The sequence below is a fragment of the Salegentibacter salegens genome, assembly GCF_900142975.1.
In the GTDB taxonomy this organism is placed as follows: domain Bacteria; phylum Bacteroidota; class Bacteroidia; order Flavobacteriales; family Flavobacteriaceae; genus Salegentibacter; species Salegentibacter salegens.
Genome location: NZ_LT670848.1, coordinates 1,614,310 through 1,634,810, shown reverse-complemented (window position 1 = coordinate 1,634,810; position 20,501 = coordinate 1,614,310). Strand labels below are relative to the sequence as shown.

The following is a 20,501-nucleotide window of genomic DNA, read 5'->3' as shown; positions in this document are numbered from 1 at the left end:
TTATGTATATAGGTTTTTAGAATTTTAAGATTCCGGGGCATACTTCCACTTTATATTACAACCAATACTTGGTTTCTGATCTTCTATAATTTTTTTATTAGAAAGTACTGCATCCATAGCGTCGCGCAAATGTCTTCCGTTTACCGGAATTCCATTTCCCGGGCGGGAATCGTCTAATTGGCCGCGATAAATAAGTTTTAATTCATCATCAAACAGATAAAAATCTGGCGTACAGGAGGCTTTGTAAGCTCGTGCTACGTCCTGGGATTCGTCGTAGAGATATGGAAAAGAATACTGGTGTTTCCTGGCTACCTCGTTCATATTATCTGGATGATCTGCAGGGTAGTTTTCTACATCGTTGCTCATAATAGCAGCAAAACCAAACCCCAGCACGCGGTAATCTCCTGCCAGTCTCACTATTTCTTCGTTTACATGTTTTACAAAAGGGCAGTGGTTGCTTATAAACATAATTAATGTACCCTTCTTACCCTTAATATTTTCAAGAGAATATCTATTGTTGGTAATAACATCTACCAGGTTAAAATCGGGCGCCGGTGTACCCAGCTCTATCATATTTGAAGCGGTTCTGGCCATTTCTTTTCTTATAAATTTACTCGATAATCGAGATTTAAAATGCTCTGGTGCTTACCTCGAAATTAAAATATTGTTCCATATTTATATATCACTGGCTCACCTCGAGGTAATTTACAAATTCACTTTGGAATAGCCACTTTTTTTCTAAATTGGACATACAAATTACTTAATGGAAATTTCCTGGAAAGATTTTGAAAAAGTAGAAATGCGAATTGGAACAATTACTGAAGTTTCAGATTTTCCTGAAGCTAAAAACCCTGCTTATAAAATGGTGATTGATTTTGGGAAAGACATTGGCCAAAGAAAAACTTCAGCTCAAATCATAAAGCGTTACAAAAAAGAGGATTTACTCAATCGACAAATCGTAGCGGTGGTTAATTTTCCGAAGAAACAAATCGCCAATATTATGAGCGAATGCCTGGTTTTAGGAGCTGTGGGTAAAGAAAATGATATCGTGCTATTAAATCCCGACTTTAATGTAGAAAATGGACTGCGAGTAGGATAGAAACCTAATCTTCTATTTTACTGTACTTACTACCACAGGCTTCAATGCATCTTGGATTATGAGGGGTGACAAATAAGTTACCTTCTTTCAATTCGTAGCTTAGCGTAACATTTCTATCTGCACAATTTGAGCTAATCATTTTCTCTGAAGCATCGTAAGTGGCTTCGTTAATTTCTTCACCGTAACAGAAACTTGTAGAGGAATAAACGATTCCATCTTCATCAAATTCCAGGGTTTTGCCGTTTTCTACCGTTTGCCACGTGCCACTGCCATCACCGGGATCGGCCAGGGTTTCGGTTAATTGCCATTTTCCGGTAATTTCTTTTTTGTCTAAATTAAGGTCTGGGCTATTTGGAGTTGTAGAACAGCCGCCGGCCAATGTGGCGAATAATGCTATAAAAAGTAAATTTTTCATCTTTTGGTTTTGGGTTATATTAAATAGATGCACACAACCACAAAAGGTTGCGTACATCTTTCCAAAAGTTTACATTTCATCACCAAAGAAGATGGCATTCATCAATAATTTATTGGTCCCAAACCAGAAAGCCCTGAAGTTTGTATTATCGGTAAATAAAATAACATTACCACGTCCCATTCCTGTGATTTTAAACGGAACTGTGCCCGCAATAGAATCTAATCTCGGTACACTAATATATCCGCTTAATAGTGGGTTTTCTGTATACTGAATAGGGTTATTATAACTTTGCTTATCAGCTTCAATAAAAATTGTGGTATTCCTAAATAAAGGAAGTTTGTTATTAGTATAACCAAAATTAACCGGGTGAGAACGATCTATATTTGCTTCAAAAATAGCACCGCCAATTCCTTGCGCACCTCTAAAATCTCTTTGCTCTTCAAAACTAATATCTTCGGCAACCAGGCTGTCTTTTTTGATTTCGAGATCCATAAAATCCTCTCTTTCAAAAAAGCGCGCGGCATTACGATAGCCAATTAAAGTTCCGCCATCCTGAATCCATTCTTTTAGTTTTTCTATATCTCCATCATCTAAAGCACTGCCCCACGAATTTGGAAGAATAATATCGGTATATCGGCTTAGATCGGTTCTGGAAAATCTTCTGGTATCCAATTTTGTAATTTTCATATCGTAACGCTGATCGAATAAATGCCAGATCTCACCGGCATCGTATGGCGTTATTCCTTCTCCCACAATTAAAGCGACTTTTGCAGGTTGCAATGCTCTAAATTGATTGCTTCCAAGGTTCACACCCTGGGTTAATCCGGTGTTTATTCCTTCGATTTGTACATTAGATTTTTTTGATACTTCTTGCAGAAATTGATACATTTTATCAGCGTCTAATTCTTGATTTTGAACCGGAATTAAAATTGTTCCGTAATCATATTCTTTATTTTCTAAGGAAAAAGGCTGCATTCCCACTTTTGCCCGCAGGCCTTCCTCAAGAACCATATTTAAAGCTTTTGGCGAATAGAAATCGTGCCATTGCATTATATACGCATAAGTGCTTTTTTCTAATGGCTGAACTTCCGGTTTTTCCAGGTTTTCTATTTTCTGTCCGGCTTTATTCATTTTTACATCTTCGGCAAAATCCAGGTTGAAAGCTAAAGGAAGCGTCCAGGCCGAAATATCGTAGAATAAGCTATCTTCAAATTCGGTTCTGCGCTCAAACATCGCTTTTACTAATCTATGCTGACGCTGATTTTTAGGAACTACATAAGCAGAATTCTTTTTGAAATTCTTTCCATTGGTGGTAAAGTTTTCCTCTATTTTATGGAGTTCTATTTTATGTTTTTCCAGGATTTTCGCCAGTTCGTAGGCTGAAGATGCATCTTTTTCGCTTCCGAAAACATAAGCACCTTTTTCAGCAGAATTGCGGGCATTTTTATAAAAATCACGCTGATAATTCAGGATTTTCTCACGCATATTTTTAGCGGCTTCCAACGTAGAAAGCGCCGCGGTAAATTGATTTCTTATCGTGAACGGGAAAGTAAGAACCCCATTCTCGGTTTCCTGGGCGTGACCACGGGAACTTCCCTGTTCAAAAAGAATTCCTATACTTCCGTTAATATCTGGAAAAGTAGAACCTTTTCCGTAGTAAAAATCGTCGTAGTTTTCTTCGGTATAATAAAAAGATCCTAATTCATCAAATGCTGCGGCGTGGTAAGCACCTATTTCTTTGGTGAGTTCCTGGTTAATATCTGGCGTAAGAGGGTGCGTTCTGGATGGAATTCCCGGTTGGAAGAAAAAGCTGGAATTGGAGCCCATTTCGTGATGATCTGTCAAAATATTTGGCATCCATTTATGAAATGTTTCAATGCGCGCCTGGGATTCTGGTAATTGTACCGGCAGCCAGTCGCGGTTCATGTCAAACCAGTAATGGTTGGTTCTTCCACCCGGCCAAACTTCGTCGTATTCCCTATCTTGAGGATCTGGGTTTATATTTTCACTTTTGTTGGTATTGGCCCAATAGGAAAAGCGTTGCAATCCATCGGGATTAAACACAGGATCAAAGAGAATAACTGTATTGTCTAATAATTCTTCTATTTCTTCACCTTCAGCCGCAGCGAGATGATAAGCTACTAAAAGCGCAGCATTAGATCCGCTGGCCTCGTTTCCGTGGATAGAAAATCCCTGGTTCACCACAATGGCCATTTCTTTGGTGTTGAGCGAAGAAGCGTTTTCCCGGGTTAAAGCGAGGTGGTTTTGCCTTATTTCTTCCAGGTTATTATGGTTCTCTTCAGAAGTTATTTTGAGTAGAATAAGTGGGCGTCCCTCGTAGGTTTCTCCGCGGTTCTCTATGCTAATTCTAGGGGAAACCCTTGCCAATTCCCGCATATAATTTAAAAGTAAATCGTGGGTTACGTGCCATTCCCCGGGAATATAACCAATTACCTCCTGCGGTTTTGGAATTTTCTCATTGTAGCTAACATCTTGTGGTAAGTAATAATCAAGACTTAAATCTTCCTGCTGAGCAAAGGAGTTAAAACAGATAAAGAAAATAAGTAAGGGTAGAAGTTTTTGCATGGTAATTTTTATTTGGGATATAAATATAAAAAAACCGTCCTGAAAATACCGGGACGGTTTTATATAGTTTCTAAAGTAAATTACCCCGGAATAAACTCATGAGGCATTACTAAATATACTTTAATTTTGAGACCAAGCGTAATAATTCTAGAGGGTCCCGGAGCAATCGAGTAAAATTTTAGATGTCGTCAAAACTTACATCGGTAAACTTCTCTGGAGAAACGCCTTGTGCCTCACCGTTTTCTGAAGTTTCATATTCCTTTTTGAAATCTTTCTGGTGTCGTTCGCTAATTACCTCTTCTCCTTTTTCATTAAGAATAAAGTCGGTCATCTCCTGTAAAATTTCATTAAAACCTGCAAAATCCTCTTTGTAAAGGTAGATTTTGTGTTTTTTGTAGAAAAAAGAACCATCATCGTTGGTAAACTTCTTACTCTCGGTAATAGTTAGGTAATAATCGTCTGCACGTGTGGCTCTCACATCAAAGAAGTAAGTTCTTCTTCCGGCCCTTAGCACTTTAGAGAATATTTCTTCTTTCTCCATCATTCCCTTGTCGCTCATAAAATAGATTCTTTATAGTTTAGTTTTAGTACTGCTCAAAAATCTAAAAATTTTTAACATCTAGCAAAAAATTTTCACATTTCTTTTTCATTTAGCTGTTTTGCGTACAATTCTTTGTAATAACCTTGTTGGTTTATTAATTGGGAATGAGTGCCTTGTTGCACAATAGCGCCGTCTTCAAGAATAATTATTCTATCAGCATTTTTTGCGGAAGAGATCCTGTGACTCACAATTATCGTAGTTTTCTCTTTTGAAATTTTAAAGAGGTTATTAAGGATAGCTTCTTCGGTTTCAGTATCTACAGCTGAGAGGCAATCGTCAAACAACAAGATCTTTGGATCGTGAATTATGGCGCGAGCAATAGAAACACGTTGCTTTTGTCCGCCAGAAAGCGTTATACCGCGTTCTCCCAATACAGTATCGTAACCCTTACTGAAACCTACAATGTTTTTATGAACTGAAGCATTTTTAGCAGCTTCAAAAATCTCTTTATCAGTAGCATCGGTTTTTCCGAATTTAATATTGTTTTTAATAGAATCGCTGAATAAAAATGCATCCTGCGGAACGTACCCAATACTATTTCTTAAACTATCCAGGTTTAAGTTTTCTATGTTTTTTCCGTCTATGCCAATAGATCCCTGGTCAACATCATACAATCTTCCAATAAGTTCCAGGATAGTAGATTTCCCTGCGCCGGTTTTTCCTATTATAGCAAGTGTTTCCCCGTTACTTACTTCAAAAGAAACATTTTTAAGCGCGGTAATATTGGTGTCATCGTAAGTAAAACTCACATTTTTGAAAGCAATGCTTCCGTGAATTTCATCGGGTGTATTTTTCTTATTAGTAATTTCAGGCTGTTCATCTAAAAATTCGTTGATGCGTTCCTGGGAAGCATCAGCCTGCTGCACTAAAGAAGTTACCCAGCCAATAGAGGCAATAGGCCATGTGAGCATATTAACATAGAGGAGAAATTCAACAATAACGCCAATATTTTCAATTTCACCGTTTATATATTGGTTACCGCCTACATAAATTACCAGTACGTTACTAATACCAATTAATAAAACCATAAGCGGAAAGAAAAAAGCCTGCACTTTTACCAAATCGATATTTTTATCCCGACTTCCATTAGCAAGATCTACAAAATTATGGTTAATCTGGGTTTCCATCCCGTAAGATTTTATCACGGCAATTCCGCTAAAACTTTCCTGTGTAAAAGTATTGAGCCTGGAAAGATATTGTTGCACTACAGTACTGCGTTTATGAATGGCAACACTAATTTTATAGATAGAAAATGCTAAAACCGGAAGTGGAGCAACCGTATATAAAGTAAGCTCTGGCGCTGCCTGCACCATAAAAATTAAAACAACAATGGTAGAAGTAAAGGTGGTTACCGTATACATAATTGCGGGCCCAAGGTACATTCTTACTTTACTCACATCTTCACTAATTCTATTCATTAAATCGCCGGTGCGGTTCTTTTTATAGAAATTAAGCGAAAGTTCCTGGTAGTGTTGATAGATCTCGTTTTTGAGATCAAATTCAATATACCGGGAAACAACAATAAAGGTTTGCCGCATTAAAAAGGTAAGAAAAGCTGCCACCAGGGTAGCTCCTATAATAAGCGCAATGTTTATGGCGAGTTCGGTTCTAAGTACTTCTATTGTACTTATTTCCCCATTAATATATTGCTCTATCGCATCAGTAGAATCACCAATTAGCGGAATATAATACAGCGCGAAAACACGGGCAACTATGGTTATTACGAGACCAATTAATAACTTCCATTTATATTTTAGGAAATATTTATTGAGATGCTTAAGGTTTTTCATCTAAGAGTAAAAAAGCTAAATTTTGAGGATATGTTATTTTAACACGTTTTAAAAACCTCTTTGTTGAAATATTCTTTATTTTTGCACTGTGATTTTCAGAAATATGAAAACACTAATTTATAAAATGTAACAAGTTATGCAAGTTGATGTTCTAAATGCAAATGAACTTAAAAAATCTGCACCGGTCTTCGGTCAGCTCTCTTTTGACAACCACGAGCAAGTAGTTTTTTGCAACGACAAAGATACAGGTTTAAAGGCAATTATTGGTATTCATAACACGGTTTTAGGACCGGCATTGGGTGGTACTAGAATGTGGAACTACAGCAGCGAATGGGAAGCATTAAATGATGTTTTACGTCTTTCTAGAGGAATGACGTTTAAAAGTGCGATTACCGGACTTAACCTTGGTGGCGGGAAAGCTGTAATTATTGGTGATGCCAAAACCCAAAAAACTCCGGAATTAATGAGAAGTTTTGGGCGTTTTGTAGATTCCCTTAGCGGAAAATACATTACTGCTGAAGACGTAGGGATGGAAACTGCAGATATGGATACCGTACGAGAAGTTACCAAATACGTCACCGGAATTTCTGAAGATAAAGGTGGGGCTGGAAACCCATCTCCAGTTACCGCTTACGGTGTTTTTATGGGGATAAAAGCCGCTGCAAAACACAAATTTGGAACAGATGATCTTGAAGGGAAATCGGTATTGGTTCAGGGAATTGGCCACGTTGGTGAAACCCTTGTAGAACATCTAACTCAAGATGGTGCTAAAGTTTTTATAAGTGATATTAACGAAGAACGTCTTGAAGCAGTAAAAAATAAATATGGAGCAATTATCTATGATGACGCCGATGTATATGCAGCCGAAGTAGATATCTATGCACCTTGTGCCCTTGGAGCTACGATTAATGATGATACCGTAAACCGCATTAAAGCAAAAGTTATTGCCGGTGCAGCGAATAATCAATTGGCCGATGAAGTTACTCATGGTACAATTTTAAGAGAAAGAGGTATTGTTTACGCGCCCGATTTTCTAATTAATGCCGGTGGAATTATAAATGTTTACGCTGAATTAGAGAATTACGATAAAAAGGAAATAATTCGTAAAACCGAAAATATTTACAATACTACTCTAGAAATTCTGTCTAAAGCAGATAAAGAAGATATGACCTCACACTTTGCAGCACTTAAAATTGCGCAACAGCGAATTGATGATAGAAAAAATCACAATTTGAAGTAGTCAATTTCAAAAGTTTGGTATTTTTGCAGGGCGAAAGAATATTCTTTCGCCTTTTCTAATTCTAAAAAGTTCTTTTACACTTATGTTGACAAGAAGACATATTCGGGTTAAAGTAATGCAATCACTCTATGCCTTTAACCAAAGCCAAAACGATAACCTGGGAACCGAGGAGAGATTCCTGCTTAAAAGTATGGAAGAGATGTACGATCTTTTTCTGGTGCAATTAAGTCTAATCGCCGAATTAAAAGGCCAGGCCGAAAACTTTTTAGAAAAATCTCAACAAAAGCACCTTGCGACAAGCGAGGATAAAGACCCAAATAAAAAGTTTGTGGCCAATGCTGTTTTTGAAATTCTTGAGCATAATGAAAGCTTACAGGATGCACTGGAATCAAGAAAAATAACGCACTGGAAACGGGATGATGATTATGTGCAAATTATCTGGCAGGAGATAAAGAAGAGCGATCTTTACGAAAATTACATGGAAACCCGGGATTCCAGCTTTAAAGAAGATAAAGAATTTATTATCGCTATTTTCAAAGAAGTAATTGCACCCAACGAAAAATTATACGATTATCTCGAAGATGCCAAGCTTACCTGGGTAGACGATCTTCCTTTGGTAAATACAGCCGTGCTGAAATTCCTACAGAAATTAAAGCCTAATTCTGCTGAAAACCTAAAGATTGGAAAGCTTTATAAAAATGAAGAGGATAAGGATTTTGCAAAAGAATTATTTAGAAAAACTTATTTAAACGATGATGCTTTAGCCAATGAAATGCTGGGAAAAACCCCCAACTGGGATAAAGATCGAATTGCCGAAATTGATATGATACTTATCAAAATGGCTATTTGTGAATTTTTAAAATTCCCTTCCATTCCGGTAAAGGTTACTATTAATGAATACCTGGAGCTTGCCAAGGAATATAGTACTCCTAAGAGTAGCATCTTTATCAACGGGGTATTAGATAAACTTTCTAAAGAATATAAAGAAGATAATAAGTTAAATAAAGTAGGGCGGGGCCTTATGTAGTCAATAAAATTTCTTATTTTTAAAAATTAAATTATAAAGTTCACTATTATGAAAAATGGAATCTTAATGTTAGCTGCAGTAGGGGCGCTGCTATTTACTTCTTGTAAAGAAAACAACGATAACGCCTCAGAAAAAGTTAAAGCTGAAAACGTAGAAAGCGCTGCAGAGCGTGATGCCCAGGCCACTGTGTATCCAAAAATGGAATTCGAAGAATCGGAGCACGATTTTGGGAATATTCCTAAAGGTGAAAATGTAGAACATACGTTTTCTTTTACTAATACCGGCCAGGCGCCGTTGGTTATTACAAATGCAAAAAGTACTTGTGGCTGTACAGTACCAACCTGGACAAAAGAACCAATTCAACCGGGAGAAACCGGCGAAATGCTGGTTAAATTTAACGGTTCGGGAAAAGGGCAGGTAACAAAAACTGTTACATTAACTGCTAATACTGAAGCCGGTACAGAGCGTCTTAGAATTAAAGCCTTTGTAGAAACCGAAGAAAATGCTAGTTAGTAAATGGATCAATTAACTCAGTTTGCCCCAATAATATTAATGTTTGTAGTGGTGTATTTTTTTATGATACGCCCACAAATGAAAAAAGCTAAACAGGAACGTAATTTTGCTTCAGAATTAAAACGTGGTGACCGCGTGGTAACCAAAAGTGGAATGCACGGCAAAATCCTTGATTTTAGCGAAAAAAATAATGCGGTAATTATAGAAACCGGAGCAGGAAAAATAACCTTTGATCGTTCTTCCATCTCGATGGAAATGAGTAAAAAACTCAACGAACCGGCCAAGCCAGAAAAAGAAAGTAAGGCAAAAGCCATTAAAGAAAAGAAATAATATTTCTGCTTATTCAATAGAATTCAAATTCCCCAGGGTCGAAACTCTGGGGAATTTTTTATTTTTAGGAGGCTGCTTTAAAAGTTTTAAGGACGTCACCCTGAACTGGTTTCAGGGTCTAACTTGAAAGGAACACCACCTCAACTTAGATTCTGAAACGAGTTCAGAATGACGTTTCAAGTGGCGCTGAATTTTTTTCAGACTTTTACTCGAATTTATTTCGCGAATCTAAATAAAAGGAATTTTACCTAGAGCAAGGCTCAGGTTGACCTAAAATAAAGATTCAAACAGGCTTTTTATATTTATCCTGAAGTCCAACAACGCTTAGAATCATTGGTTTGATTTTCTGTAAGCGAGCTTATTTTGTAGCTTCCCTTTTGGCTTTAGTAATATAATCGGCGTATTCTCTTTGTAGTAAAGGCAATTCCTTTTCCCAGGTTGGATGGGTTTCAATATATTGGGCTACCGATTCTACAGGCATTTTTTTATGTTTAAGTAAACCCGTTATTTATACTGTTTTGAAGTCAATTCAGCGATTTTCACTATTACTTCGGTGGCTTTTTGCATGCTTTCTACCGGTATATATTCATATTTTCCGTGGAAATTATGGCCTCCCGCAAAAATATTAGGGCAAGGCAGTCCCATATAACTCAGTTGAGCGCCATCAGTTCCGCCGCGAATAGGTTTTAAAATTGGGTCCACATCTACCGCTTTCATCGCATTTTCAGCAATTTCTATAATATGCATCACCGGCTCAATTTTTTCTTTCATATTAAAATATTGATCGGTGATTTCAACTGAAATACAATCATTTTCATACTGCGAACAAATCTCTGAAGCCAGGTCCTGAATCATTTTCTTGCGCGCTTTAAAATGCCCTAAATCGTGGTCCCTAATTATATATTCCAGGACGGTTTCTTCCACATCGCCTTTCATATCGCTTAGATGAAAAAATCCCTGCCGGCCTTCGGTATGTTCGGGAGTTTCCAATCGCGGCAACGAATTAATAAAATCTACAGCAATATACTGGCTGTTTACCATTTTATCCTTGGCATAACCTGGATGCACACCTTTCCCATGTACCTTCACAATAGCTCTGGCGGCATTAAAATTTTCAAATTCCAGTTCACCAATTTGACTGCCATCCATAGTATATGCCCATGCTGCGCCAAATTTTTCTACATCAAATTTATGTGCTCCCCGGCCTATTTCTTCATCTGGAGTAAATCCTACGCGAATTTTGCCGTGAGGAATTTCGGGATTATCCAGTAAATATTGCATCGCGGTCATAATTTCGGTAATTCCCGCTTTATCATCGGCGCTTAAAAGGCTGGTGCCATCGGTAGTGATTATGGTTTGCCCTCTATATTGTTTTAAATCATCAAAATAATCTGAAGAAAGGATGATGTTTTTCTCTTTATTCAGGATAATATCATTACCGTCGTAATTTTCAATAATTTGTGGTTTTATATCGGTCGCATTAAAGTCTGGAGAAGTATCAAAATGCGATATAAAACCTATTACCGGTACCTTATGAGAAACATTTGCCGGAAGCGTGGCCATCACATAGGCGTGATCGTCAATACTTACCTCGCTCATTCCCATTTCTTTGAGTTCTTTAGCCAATTTTTGGGCTAAAACCCATTGTTTATCAGTACTTGGAGTGGTTTCGCTGGTGGGATCGCTTTGGGTATCAATCGTGATATAGCTAATAAAGCGATCTATGATGCGCTGCTTGTTAATCATTTGGTTAGTAGTTTAATTCAAAATTAAACATTCGTATTTCAGCTTCAAAACCTTTTAAGATTTACTGCCAGTTTTTTATGATTTCTGTTATTTTTGCACAAACCAACTTCTATGTACAAATCTTCGATTAGGCCTTTATTATTCCGATTTGATCCGGAATGGGTTCATCACTTCACCTTTAAAACTCTTAAAAAAGTCGGTAAAACTGCCGCTTTCAGAAATATTTTAAAAAAGAAATTTCAGGTTGAAGATCCTCGTTTAGAACGGGAGGTTTTCGGTTTAAAATTTAAAAACCCGGTAGGTCTTGCTGCAGGATTTGATAAAGATGCGAAGCTTTTTCAGGAACTTTCAGATCTGGGCTTCGGTTTTATTGAAATAGGAACAGTAACTCCAAAACCGCAACCGGGAAATGAGAAAAAACGACTTTTCAGATTAAAAGAAGATAACGCCATTATTAACCGAATGGGTTTTAATAATGATGGCGTGGAAGCTGCTGTTGAGCGTTTAAAAAAGAATAAAAATGTTTTAATTGGCGGAAATATTGGGAAGAACAAGACTACCCTAAATGAGAATGCGGTAGATGATTATAAGATTTGCTTTGAAGCGCTTTACGATCATGTGAATTATTTTGTGGTAAATGTGAGTTCGCCAAATACTCCAAATTTGCGAGAATTACAGGATAAAGAACCGCTTACCAATTTATTAAATACCCTGCAAAACTTAAATGCTAAAAAGCCAAAGCAAAAACCAATTTTATTAAAAATAGCGCCCGATCTTACCGACGCGCAACTTTTGGATATTATTGATATCGTAAGAGATACCGGTATCGCAGGGGTAATTGCAACAAATACTACTATTTCACGTGAAGGTTTAAAATCTGAAAACAAGAACGAAACCGGCGGACTTAGTGGAAAGCCCTTAAAAAATAGATCTACAGAAGTAATTCGTTTTCTTTCAGAAAAAAGTAATAAAGCTTTTCCTATAATTGGTGTAGGCGGAATCCATTCTCCTGAAGATGCGTTGGAAAAACTGGATGCCGGAGCTAGCTTAATTCAACTTTATACCGGCTTTATTTATGAAGGTCCGGGACTGATAAAAGCTATCAATAAAAAGTTGCTGAAAGAATATAAAGCTTAGAACAAAGAGACCGGAATCAAGACTTTTATTGAGACAAACAATGAACATTAAACCTTAAACTTTACAGTAATTGTTAGAGCAACTTATCCCTTTTTTAACCGCCTCGGCGATCCTAACTATCTCCCCGGGTCCAGATATTATATACGTGATGGTTCAGGGAATGGCCAATGGTAAAAAGTATGGCTTTGTTACAGCTCTTGGTCTTGCTACGGGTATTATAATTCATACCAGTCTTGTGGCGTTTGGGGTTTCTGCAATAATTAAAAATTCTGATACACTTTTTTTTATCATCAAGCTATTTGGTGCAATTTATCTGCTATATCTTGCCTGGCAGGTTTTTAAGAGCGATCCCAAGATCGCCTATTCGGCAGAAGGGATAAAAGAGAAATCATTGTTTTCTCTTTTTAAGCAGGGTTTCATAATGAATGTGCTTAATCCAAAAGTAACTATATTTTTTCTAGCCTTTTTTCCCGGTTTTCTATGGGCGCCAAATGGAAATACTGTGATACAATTCTATATTTTAGGTGCGTTTTTTATGCTTTTAACCATTCTTATTTTTGGAAGTGTAGCCTTATTGGCGGGAAAGATATCTAACTACCTCAAGAAGCATAAGCATTCCGGTATTGTATTAAAATGGCTGCAAATTGTAGTTTTTATAGGAATAGCGGTTTTTATACTCATTTAAGAATTCTCAATAATTTCTACTTACAGGAAAATTAATAGTATGCCTTTTTGAATGCTATCAATTTAATAAAATGAATTAATTTGCATTGGTTTTTAAATATTCCTTAAAATACTATCTTTGGAGATATGGATAAAATCAAGCTTATTGAGTGTCCGCGAGACGCGATGCAGGGAATAAAAACCTTTATTCCTACTGAAAAAAAAGTACAGTATATTCAGTCTTTGCTCCGTTGTGGATTTGATACCATAGATTTTGGAAGTTTTGTATCTCCAAAAGCGATTCCTCAAATGGCTGATACTGCTGAGGTTTTATCTAAATTAGATCTTACTACCACAAAAAGTAAATTGCTCGCTATTGTAGCGAATACGCGTGGCGCCCAAGATGCTTCTGTACATCCGGAAATTGATTATTTGGGTTATCCTTTTTCCATTTCTGAAAACTTCCAAATGCGTAACACCCACAAAACTATTGGCCAGTCTGTTGAGATTTTGAGTGAGATCCTGGAGATCGCTGAAAAATCGAATAAAAAAGTGGTGGCTTATCTTTCTATGGGTTTTGGAAATCCTTATGGCGATCCCTGGGATGTAGAAATTGTAGGGGAGTGGACCCAGAAACTATCTGCAATGGGAGTGAAAATCCTTTCTTTATCTGATACTATTGGAAGTTCAACTCCAGAAATTATCGATTATTTATTTTCAAATTTAATTCCAGAATATCCGGAAATTGAATTTGGGGCCCATCTTCATACCACACCTTCAAAATGGCACGAGAAAATAGACGCTGCTTATAAAGCCGGTTGTAGGAGGTTTGATGGTGCAGTTCAGGGGTTTGGCGGTTGCCCAATGGCCAAAGATGAGCTTACCGGCAATATGCCTTCAGAAAAAATGCTTTCCTATTTCAACTCTAAAAAGGCAGACTCTAATATTAAAATGACCAGTTTCGAGTCGGCTTATAACGAAGCTTCTAAAATTTTTAACGTCTACCATTAATAGTGTTTATTTTAATTAAATAGGCTATTAGAGAAAGCTATTTAAAATTAATCTAAATAAACTTGCCCTAAAGAAAATGTGTTTTTATATTTGCGACTCAATAACTTTAATCAGTCTAAATAAAGCAATATGAAAAAGCTGTTTTTCTCGGCAATCTTAGGTGGGCTAACGCTTGCCTCTTGTTCATCTGACGATGATCTTAATCCTGATAACCCTGAATTAGAAATTCCTGCAACCTATAGTTTTGAAAGAGATGATAATTCAACAGTAAATTATACAGGGCAAACTACAAGACTTCAGATGACTTCTGAAATTCTATCTAAGTTTACCGATTTTGAAAATGGAAGTGAAGCCCTTTTGCTTAACATGTTTGCAAATGAGAATGCTCCTTTTGAAAACGCAAGCCTTAACGAATCTTCAAAAAGCGTAAAATCTAAAGTAGCTGCCTCTAATTTATATTTTTCAGCAAATACTGTTGAAAGCGCAGAAATTAGAAACGATTTTGAATCTTACATTACCGAGCAATTCACCACGGTAAAGGACAATAAAGATGAGTTGGCAGAGGCTGGAATTGCAGGGCAGATTGCCCAGGGAACGCGGGTTAGATATGTTGATGGGAAAGGTTTGGAAATGAACCAGGCTTTTGCAAAAGGCTTAATTGGAGGCTTATTGACTGATCAAATCTTGAATAACTACCTTTCTCAGGCAGTTTTGGATGAAGCTGATAATCGTGCAAATAATGATGCAGATATAGTTGAAGCAGAAAAAGTTTATACTACAATGGAACATAAATGGGATGAAGCCTATGGATATCTTTATGGAGATCCTTCTATCCCAACCGAAGATCCTAATTCTGTTTTAAACGAGAGTGAAGATCATTTGCTTTTTAGCTACCTGGGACAGGTAGATGCAGATGAGGATTTTTCGGGAATAGCCGAGGAAACATTTGAGGCCTTTAAAAAAGGTCGTGCTGCCATCGTTGCCGGAGATTATCAAACTCGTGATGAGCAGGTGAAAATTATTCGTGAGAATATTTCAAAAACTATCGCGGTAAGAGCTGTACACTATCTTCAAGGAGGAAAATTAGCTCTTGCTGAAGGAAATAATGGAGCTGCTTTCCATGAGCTTTCAGAAGGATTTGGATTTATCTATAGTCTTAGGTTTACTCACAACCCAGAGACAGGTTCACCTTATATTTCAGCTGATAATGTAAGGAATTATTTAGAGCAGCTAATGAATGGAAACGGTTTTTGGGATGTGACTCCAGAAACTCTTGATGGAATCTCTGAGGAGATTGCTGCTGCCTTTGATTTTACTGTAGCAGACGCATAATTGAAAGAATTTGCCGGAGTTAGACCTGTTCTACTCCGGCTTTAAAAAATATATAGCTATGATTAAGATTTCAAAATTTTTATTGATTGCAACTTTAATGTTCGCTTCTTGTTCTACAGGAGACGATAGCGATGATGGAGGCGGTTCTAATGGTGGCGACAATTTTGATAGGGGTGCAATGCTGGCTAATTGGGCAGATAATATTATCGTGCCTTCTTTTGTAGCTTTTCAGGAAGAAACTCAGCAATTGGAAGATATCGCAAAAGCTTTTGCTGAAAATCCTGGGCTTACAGAACTAAATGTTCTTAGAGCGCAATACAAAGCATCTTACCAGGAATTTCAAACTATTGAAATGTTCCAGATTGGGAAAGCGGAAGAATTGAATTATAGAAGCTTCCTGAATACATACCCTACAAACTCTGATAATATTGAATCTAAGATAGCCTCCGGAAGTTATAACCTTGAGTTGCCATCAAGTTTCGCAGAACAGGGATTCCCTGCATTAGATTATTTACTTTACTCTTATGGAACAGCAGAAGAAACCCTGGAAGTTTTAAAGGCAAATCAAGAGTATATTAATTATACAGTGGCAGTTGCGGAACGAATAAATGCATTAACTGCTGAAGTTACCTCATCATGGCAAGGTGATTACAGGGATACTTTTGTAAATAATACCAGCTCTTCCAGTACAGGTTCTGTAGACCGGTTTACCAATGATTATGTGATGTATTTTGAAAAGATCCTTAGGTCTGGAAAAATTGGGTATCCTGCCGGTGCTTTTACCGGTTCTCCTTCTCCGGGAAATGTTGAAGGTCTTTATGCCGGTGAAATTTCAAAAAACCTGTATTTGCAGGCCTTAGATAGTTTTGAAGATTTCTATTATGGAGTTAAAATTAATGGAGGCGAAAATGGCCCTAGTTACTTCCAGTATTTAGAATATCTTGATAACGGTACAGATTCAGAAAGTATCACTGCTTCTATAGCCAATCAATTTTCAGCGATTAGATCTCAAAGTTCAGAATTAGATAGCAACCTGAAATTACAAGTTGAAACAGATAATTCTAAGATGTTAGCTGCATTTGATGAGCTTCAAAAGGAAGTGATTCTTTTGAAGGTTGATATGATGCAGGCGCTTTCTATTAGTGTAGATTATGTAGATTCTGACGGAGACTAAATAGTTGATGCAACTTTCTCCAAGCAAATATCAAAAAAAGACGACGGAAGCCGCCCCCTTGGCGGTTTTTCGTTTGTTTTTTGGTTTAATGATGTTTGCCAGTATAGTTCGCTTTTGGCTGAATGGCTGGATCGAAAAATTATATATTGCACCAAAATTCTTCTTTTCCTATTATGGATTTGAATGGGTGAAACCCTTAGGGGATTTTACTTATTTACTTTTTATCCTTTGCGGTATTACTGCTTTAATGGTGGCTGCGGGTTATAAATACCGCTTTGCTATCATTCTGTTTTTCCTCAGTTTCACTTATATCGAACTGATGGATAAAACTACTTATCTAAATCATTACTACTTCATTAGCATTCTTAGTTTTCTAATGATTTTTTTACCGGCTAATGTCTATTTTTCTATTGATGCCTGGCGGAACCCAGCCAGAGCTTTTCAGAAAATACCACAGTGGTGTGTAGATGCTATAAAACTATTGCTGGGAATAGTATATTTTTATGCAGGACTTGCAAAAATTAATTCAGACTGGCTTTTTAAGGCAATGCCGTTAAAAATATGGCTGCCTTCAAAATACGATCTTCCGCTGCTGGGGGATCTTATGCAACATGAATGGGTGCATTATGCGTTTAGCTGGAGCGGTATGTTGTATGATCTTTTTATACCTTTTCTATTGCTTTGGAAAAGAACCCGTTTTGTTGCCTTTTTAATGGTGATTATTTTTCATGTGCTTACGCGTGTTCTTTTTCCAATAGGGATGTTTCCATTCATAATGATTGTTAGTGCACTGATATTTTTTAGTCCGCAGATTCACCATAGAATACTGAATTTTATATCGAAATGGTTCAGCATATCAAAGCAAAGATTTGATAATTTAAGAACCTATCATTTTTCAGGAGTACAGAAAAACTTAAGCATTAGCATTCTTTCAGTCTTTTTCATTATTCAGCTTTTATTCCCGTGGAGATATCTACTGTATCCGGGAGAATTGTTTTGGACTGAAGAAGGTTTTAGGTTTTCCTGGCGGGTAATGCTGATGGAAAAAGCCGGCTATGCCCAGTTTAAGGTTATAAACGCTGAGACTGGAAATCGATTTTATGTAGATAATTCAGATTTCCTTACTCCTTTTCAGGAGAAACAAATGTCTTTTCAGCCAGATTTTATTATTCAATATGCTCATTTTTTAGCCGATCATTTTGAAAAAGATGGTCATGAAAATATTGAGATCTACGTAGAGAACTATGTGGCTCTCAATGGTAGAAAGAGCACTCCTTATATAGACCCGGAAGTTAATTTGCTTAATTTTGCGGACTCTTTTAAACATAAAACATTCATTTTACCATTTGAAGATGAGATTAAAGGTCTTTAGTATATTATTCTTTTTAGGATCGTTCGTTTATGCTCAGCATACGTTTAGCGGGAAGGTGATTTCGGCGGAAACCGGGGAGCCAATTCCAAATGCAGAAGTTTGGAATAAAACAGAATCTGATGTAACGATTACCAATGAAAATGGTGATTTTGAAATCACAGATCTTAGCTCAGGCACTTATGATTTTGCTGTTTTTAGTTACGAATATGCTATCCTGGAAAAGCAAATAACTATAGATGGAGATCTTGAAATGGAATTTAGCCTTTCGCCTTTAGCTGAAAGTTTGAGCGAAGTAATGATAACCAATAGGAGGGAACAGCTTTTTGCTTTAAGGAAACTTAGAAAAGTAGAGGGAACTGCGATCTATGCCGGCAAGAAAAGTGAGGTGGTAGTAATGGATAAAGTCTCTGGAAATCTTGCTGCAAATAATGCAAGGGAGATTTACAGCCAGGTGGTTGGTTTAAATATTTATGATAATGGTGACGCCGGACTTCAATTGAATATTGGTGGTCGTGGCCTTGATCCTAACAGAACTCAAAATTTCAACACCCGCCAGAATGGTTACGATATCTCTGCAGATGTACTTGGGTATCCAGAAAGTTATTATACGCCACCACCGGAAGCATTAAGAGAGATTCAGGTGGTTCGTGGCGCGGCTTCACTGCAATATGGGACACAATTTGGAGGACTCATTAACTTTAAATTTAAAGAACCTCCTCGTGATAAAAAACTGGAGCTAGTCTCCAGGCAATCGCTTGGATCTTATAATCTTTTTACCAGTTTTAATAGTTTGGCCGGTACTATTGGCAAATTTAGCTACTACACCTATTATAATTATAAATCGGGAGAAGGCTTTAGACCTAATTCAGAATACGAATCTAATAACTTCTTTTCTCATTTCGGCTGGAAATTTAACGATAGAACGAAGCTGAGTTTTGAATACACTTACTTAGATTATCTCGCCCAGCAACCGGGTGGGCTTACCGATGCCCAGTTTTATGAAAATCCTGATTATAGCAACAGGGAGCGGAACTGGTTTGACGTAAATTGGAATCTATATGCGCTAAAATTTGAACATCAGTTTTCTGATAGAACTGATTTTAGCCTGAATATTTTTGGTTTAGATGCTTCCAGGAAAGCGATTGGTTTTAGAGAAAATAGAGTTTCTCAGCCAGACGATCTTTCCGCACCACGGGAATTATTGGTGGACGACTTTTCTAACTGGGGAGCAGAGGCAAGGCTGTTAACCAGGTATAATTTGTTTGATGAAGAATCGGTTTTATTGGTTGGAAGTAAATATTACGATGCTAATAATTTTCAGAAACAGGGACCGGGAACAACTTCAGCCAAGCCGGAATTTACATTTACCAACGATGAATTTCCGAATTATCCAAGGCAGTCAGATTATAATTTTCCGAACAAAAACCTGGCATTTTTTGGAGAGAATATTTTTAATCTCACTAATAAGCTTTCTATCACTCCCGGTTTTAGAATTGAATATATTAATACGAAGGCGAACGGTTCTTATAAGGAAATAATTCTTGATCTTGCCGGTAATCCTTTAATTAACGAAACCAGGGAAGAGCAAAAGAACCTGGAAAGAAGCTTTGCATTATTAGGCGTTGGTGCGAGTTATAACCTGGATTCTTCTAATGAGTTATACGGGAATTTTTCTCAGAATTATAGATCTGTGACTTTTAGTGATATTAGGATAGTGAACCCAAGTTTTGTGGTAGATCCAAATATTTCAGAAGAAAAAGGTTTCACCTCAGATCTTGGAATTAGAGGAAGATTGAAGAATTATTTATCATATGACGCCAGTATTTTTGGTTTATGGTATCAAGATAGAATTGGTGAAGTGCTGGGGGTTGAAGATGGCTTTATAGTAAGAAGGCGTGGGAATATTGGAGATGCTTTTATCTATGGGTTAGAAACTTTCGCCGATTGGAATATTCGAAATACCTTTTTTGAACAGGCTGAGAATTACCGCTTGAATCTTTTTGTGAACACCGCTTTTACAAATTCTGAATATACCGCTTCCGAAGAATCTAATGTGGAAGGAAATCAGGTTGAATTTATACCATATGTGAACCTTAAAACAGGTTTAAATTTTGGGTACTCTAATTTCTTAGCCGGTTTTCAGTACACCTACCTATCAAAACAGTATACAGATGCTACGAATGCGCCGCAGGATATTAATGATAATCAACGTGGAATAGAAGGAAGTATTCCGGCTTACGGTATATTAGATTTTTCGGCTTCCTATAGTTTTGGGAAATTTAAATTGGAAACCGGGGTGAACAATCTTTTAGATAACTCATATTTCACCAGAAGAGCTACAGGTTATCCAGGTCCAGGCATTATTCCGGCGCAACCAATTAGCTGGTATTCAAGTCTTCAGTTTAAGTTTTAAAGATTTTTCTGCTTAATTTATCTTAAACTCGGTCATAAGGCTGGTTCACAAA

The 20,501-nt window shown here is 37.1% G+C and carries 19 protein-coding genes; 12 read left to right on the top strand and 7 right to left on the bottom strand.

The features are described from left to right. Positions 1-24 precede the first annotated feature (24 nt). Complete coding sequence (locus tag B5488_RS07440) at positions 25-594, bottom strand: thioredoxin family protein (protein WP_079734689.1); 570 nt, start codon at positions 592-594, stop codon at positions 25-27. Between the two features lie 169 nt (positions 595-763). Between B5488_RS07440 and B5488_RS07435 the strand changes: the two genes are divergently transcribed. After that, positions 764-1,099, top strand: coding sequence for a tRNA-binding protein (locus tag B5488_RS07435; RefSeq protein WP_079734688.1), 336 nt, complete (start codon positions 764-766; stop codon positions 1,097-1,099). 4 nt (positions 1,100-1,103) lie between these two features. Here B5488_RS07435 and B5488_RS07430 read toward each other — a convergent pair whose 3' ends face one another. The 4 genes from B5488_RS07430 to B5488_RS07415 all read right to left on the bottom strand — a co-directional run bounded on the left by B5488_RS07430 (position 1,104) and on the right by B5488_RS07415 (position 6,491). Continuing rightward, positions 1,104-1,514, bottom strand: coding sequence for a hypothetical protein (locus B5488_RS07430; protein WP_079734687.1), 411 nt, complete (start codon positions 1,512-1,514; stop codon positions 1,104-1,106). Positions 1,515-1,583: 69 nt separating this feature from the next. Continuing rightward, positions 1,584-4,100, bottom strand: a complete 2,517-nt coding sequence (locus B5488_RS07425; RefSeq protein ID WP_079734686.1) for a M14 family metallopeptidase — start codon at positions 4,098-4,100, stop codon at positions 1,584-1,586. Between the two features lie 178 nt (positions 4,101-4,278). Next, positions 4,279-4,659: a PUR family DNA/RNA-binding protein gene (locus tag B5488_RS07420; protein ID WP_079713867.1), complete on the bottom strand. Its 381-nt coding sequence runs from the start codon at positions 4,657-4,659 to the stop codon at positions 4,279-4,281. 74 nt (positions 4,660-4,733) lie between these two features. After that, on the bottom strand, positions 4,734-6,491 hold the full coding sequence (locus tag B5488_RS07415; protein ID WP_079734685.1) for an ABC transporter ATP-binding protein: 1,758 nt from the start codon (positions 6,489-6,491) through the stop codon (positions 4,734-4,736). A gap of 136 nt (positions 6,492-6,627) precedes the next feature. On the opposite strand from B5488_RS07415, the gene B5488_RS07410 reads away from it, so the two are divergent. The 4 genes from B5488_RS07410 (at position 6,628) to yajC (ending at position 9,601) form a co-directional block, all read left to right on the top strand. Next, entirely contained in the window at positions 6,628-7,731 is a 1,104-nt protein-coding gene (locus B5488_RS07410; RefSeq protein WP_079734684.1) for a Glu/Leu/Phe/Val family dehydrogenase, read from the top strand. A gap of 82 nt (positions 7,732-7,813) precedes the next feature. Continuing rightward, positions 7,814-8,758, top strand: coding sequence for a transcription antitermination factor NusB (gene nusB / locus B5488_RS07405; RefSeq protein WP_079734683.1), 945 nt, complete (start codon positions 7,814-7,816; stop codon positions 8,756-8,758). Between the two features lie 48 nt (positions 8,759-8,806). Continuing rightward, complete coding sequence (locus tag B5488_RS07400) at positions 8,807-9,271, top strand: DUF1573 domain-containing protein (protein WP_079734682.1); 465 nt, start codon at positions 8,807-8,809, stop codon at positions 9,269-9,271. A gap of 3 nt (positions 9,272-9,274) precedes the next feature. Further along, a complete protein-coding gene (gene yajC / locus B5488_RS07395) occupies positions 9,275-9,601 on the top strand; it encodes a preprotein translocase subunit YajC (protein WP_079734681.1) in 327 nt (108 codons plus the stop codon). Positions 9,602-9,959: 358 nt separating this feature from the next. On the opposite strand, the gene B5488_RS18265 is transcribed toward yajC, so the two are convergent. Together B5488_RS18265 and pepT are read right to left on the bottom strand one after the other, a co-directional pair. Continuing rightward, the gene (locus B5488_RS18265; protein WP_262507347.1) at positions 9,960-10,082 is read right to left on the bottom strand and encodes a hypothetical protein; all 123 of its coding nucleotides are present in this window, start codon (positions 10,080-10,082) and stop codon (positions 9,960-9,962) included. 23 nt (positions 10,083-10,105) lie between these two features. Then, positions 10,106-11,347 carry a peptidase T gene (gene pepT, locus B5488_RS07390; protein ID WP_079734680.1) on the bottom strand — a complete coding sequence of 414 codons (1,242 nt, stop codon included), beginning with the start codon at positions 11,345-11,347 and terminating at the stop codon, positions 10,106-10,108. 111 nt (positions 11,348-11,458) lie between these two features. Here pepT and B5488_RS07385 point away from each other — a divergent pair, with 111 nt between their 5' ends. The 7 genes from B5488_RS07385 (at position 11,459) to B5488_RS07355 (ending at position 20,449) form a co-directional block, all read left to right on the top strand. After that, a complete protein-coding gene (locus tag B5488_RS07385) occupies positions 11,459-12,484 on the top strand; it encodes a quinone-dependent dihydroorotate dehydrogenase (protein ID WP_079734679.1) in 1,026 nt (341 codons plus the stop codon). Positions 12,485-12,554: 70 nt separating this feature from the next. After that, positions 12,555-13,169: a LysE family translocator gene (locus B5488_RS07380; protein WP_079734678.1), complete on the top strand. Its 615-nt coding sequence runs from the start codon at positions 12,555-12,557 to the stop codon at positions 13,167-13,169. Positions 13,170-13,294: 125 nt separating this feature from the next. Then, complete coding sequence (locus B5488_RS07375) at positions 13,295-14,158, top strand: hydroxymethylglutaryl-CoA lyase (protein WP_079734677.1); 864 nt, start codon at positions 13,295-13,297, stop codon at positions 14,156-14,158. Positions 14,159-14,287: 129 nt separating this feature from the next. Next, on the top strand, positions 14,288-15,490 hold the full coding sequence (locus tag B5488_RS07370) for a DUF4856 domain-containing protein (RefSeq protein WP_079734676.1): 1,203 nt from the start codon (positions 14,288-14,290) through the stop codon (positions 15,488-15,490). A gap of 58 nt (positions 15,491-15,548) precedes the next feature. Next, positions 15,549-16,664 carry an imelysin family protein gene (locus B5488_RS07365; protein WP_079734675.1) on the top strand — a complete coding sequence of 372 codons (1,116 nt, stop codon included), beginning with the start codon at positions 15,549-15,551 and terminating at the stop codon, positions 16,662-16,664. Between the two features lie 7 nt (positions 16,665-16,671). Beyond that, positions 16,672-18,036, top strand: a complete 1,365-nt coding sequence (locus B5488_RS07360; protein WP_079734674.1) for an HTTM domain-containing protein — start codon at positions 16,672-16,674, stop codon at positions 18,034-18,036. Next, on the top strand, positions 18,017-20,449 hold the full coding sequence (locus B5488_RS07355) for a TonB-dependent receptor (RefSeq protein ID WP_079734673.1): 2,433 nt from the start codon (positions 18,017-18,019) through the stop codon (positions 20,447-20,449). Before B5488_RS07360 ends, B5488_RS07355 begins: the two co-directional genes overlap by 20 nt. Positions 20,450-20,501 lie beyond the last annotated feature (52 nt).

What these genes read in the sequence shown, in the direction of transcription:
- B5488_RS07435 (WP_079734688.1), top strand. Translation starts at nt 764, where the DNA reads ATGGAAATTTCCTGGAAAGATTTTGAAAAAGTAGAAATGCGAATTGGA.
- B5488_RS07425 (WP_079734686.1), bottom strand. Translation starts at nt 4,100, where the DNA reads ATGCAAAAACTTCTACCCTTACTTATTTTCTTTATCTGTTTTAACTCC.
- yajC (WP_079734681.1), top strand. Translation starts at nt 9,275, where the DNA reads ATGGATCAATTAACTCAGTTTGCCCCAATAATATTAATGTTTGTAGTG.
- B5488_RS07400 (WP_079734682.1), top strand. Translation starts at nt 8,807, where the DNA reads ATGAAAAATGGAATCTTAATGTTAGCTGCAGTAGGGGCGCTGCTATTT.
- B5488_RS07360 (WP_079734674.1), top strand. Translation starts at nt 16,672, where the DNA reads ATGCAACTTTCTCCAAGCAAATATCAAAAAAAGACGACGGAAGCCGCC.
- B5488_RS07410 (WP_079734684.1), top strand. Translation starts at nt 6,628, where the DNA reads ATGCAAGTTGATGTTCTAAATGCAAATGAACTTAAAAAATCTGCACCG.
- B5488_RS07420 (WP_079713867.1), bottom strand. Translation starts at nt 4,659, where the DNA reads ATGAGCGACAAGGGAATGATGGAGAAAGAAGAAATATTCTCTAAAGTG.
- nusB (WP_079734683.1), top strand. Translation starts at nt 7,814, where the DNA reads ATGTTGACAAGAAGACATATTCGGGTTAAAGTAATGCAATCACTCTAT.
- B5488_RS07430 (WP_079734687.1), bottom strand. Translation starts at nt 1,514, where the DNA reads ATGAAAAATTTACTTTTTATAGCATTATTCGCCACATTGGCCGGCGGC.
- B5488_RS07440 (WP_079734689.1), bottom strand. Translation starts at nt 594, where the DNA reads ATGGCCAGAACCGCTTCAAATATGATAGAGCTGGGTACACCGGCGCCC.
- B5488_RS07355 (WP_079734673.1), top strand. Translation starts at nt 18,017, where the DNA reads ATGAGATTAAAGGTCTTTAGTATATTATTCTTTTTAGGATCGTTCGTT.
- B5488_RS07375 (WP_079734677.1), top strand. Translation starts at nt 13,295, where the DNA reads ATGGATAAAATCAAGCTTATTGAGTGTCCGCGAGACGCGATGCAGGGA.
- B5488_RS07370 (WP_079734676.1), top strand. Translation starts at nt 14,288, where the DNA reads ATGAAAAAGCTGTTTTTCTCGGCAATCTTAGGTGGGCTAACGCTTGCC.
- pepT (WP_079734680.1), bottom strand. Translation starts at nt 11,347, where the DNA reads ATGATTAACAAGCAGCGCATCATAGATCGCTTTATTAGCTATATCACG.
- B5488_RS07365 (WP_079734675.1), top strand. Translation starts at nt 15,549, where the DNA reads ATGATTAAGATTTCAAAATTTTTATTGATTGCAACTTTAATGTTCGCT.
- B5488_RS18265 (WP_262507347.1), bottom strand. Translation starts at nt 10,082, where the DNA reads ATGCCTGTAGAATCGGTAGCCCAATATATTGAAACCCATCCAACCTGG.
- B5488_RS07415 (WP_079734685.1), bottom strand. Translation starts at nt 6,491, where the DNA reads ATGAAAAACCTTAAGCATCTCAATAAATATTTCCTAAAATATAAATGG.
- B5488_RS07385 (WP_079734679.1), top strand. Translation starts at nt 11,459, where the DNA reads ATGTACAAATCTTCGATTAGGCCTTTATTATTCCGATTTGATCCGGAA.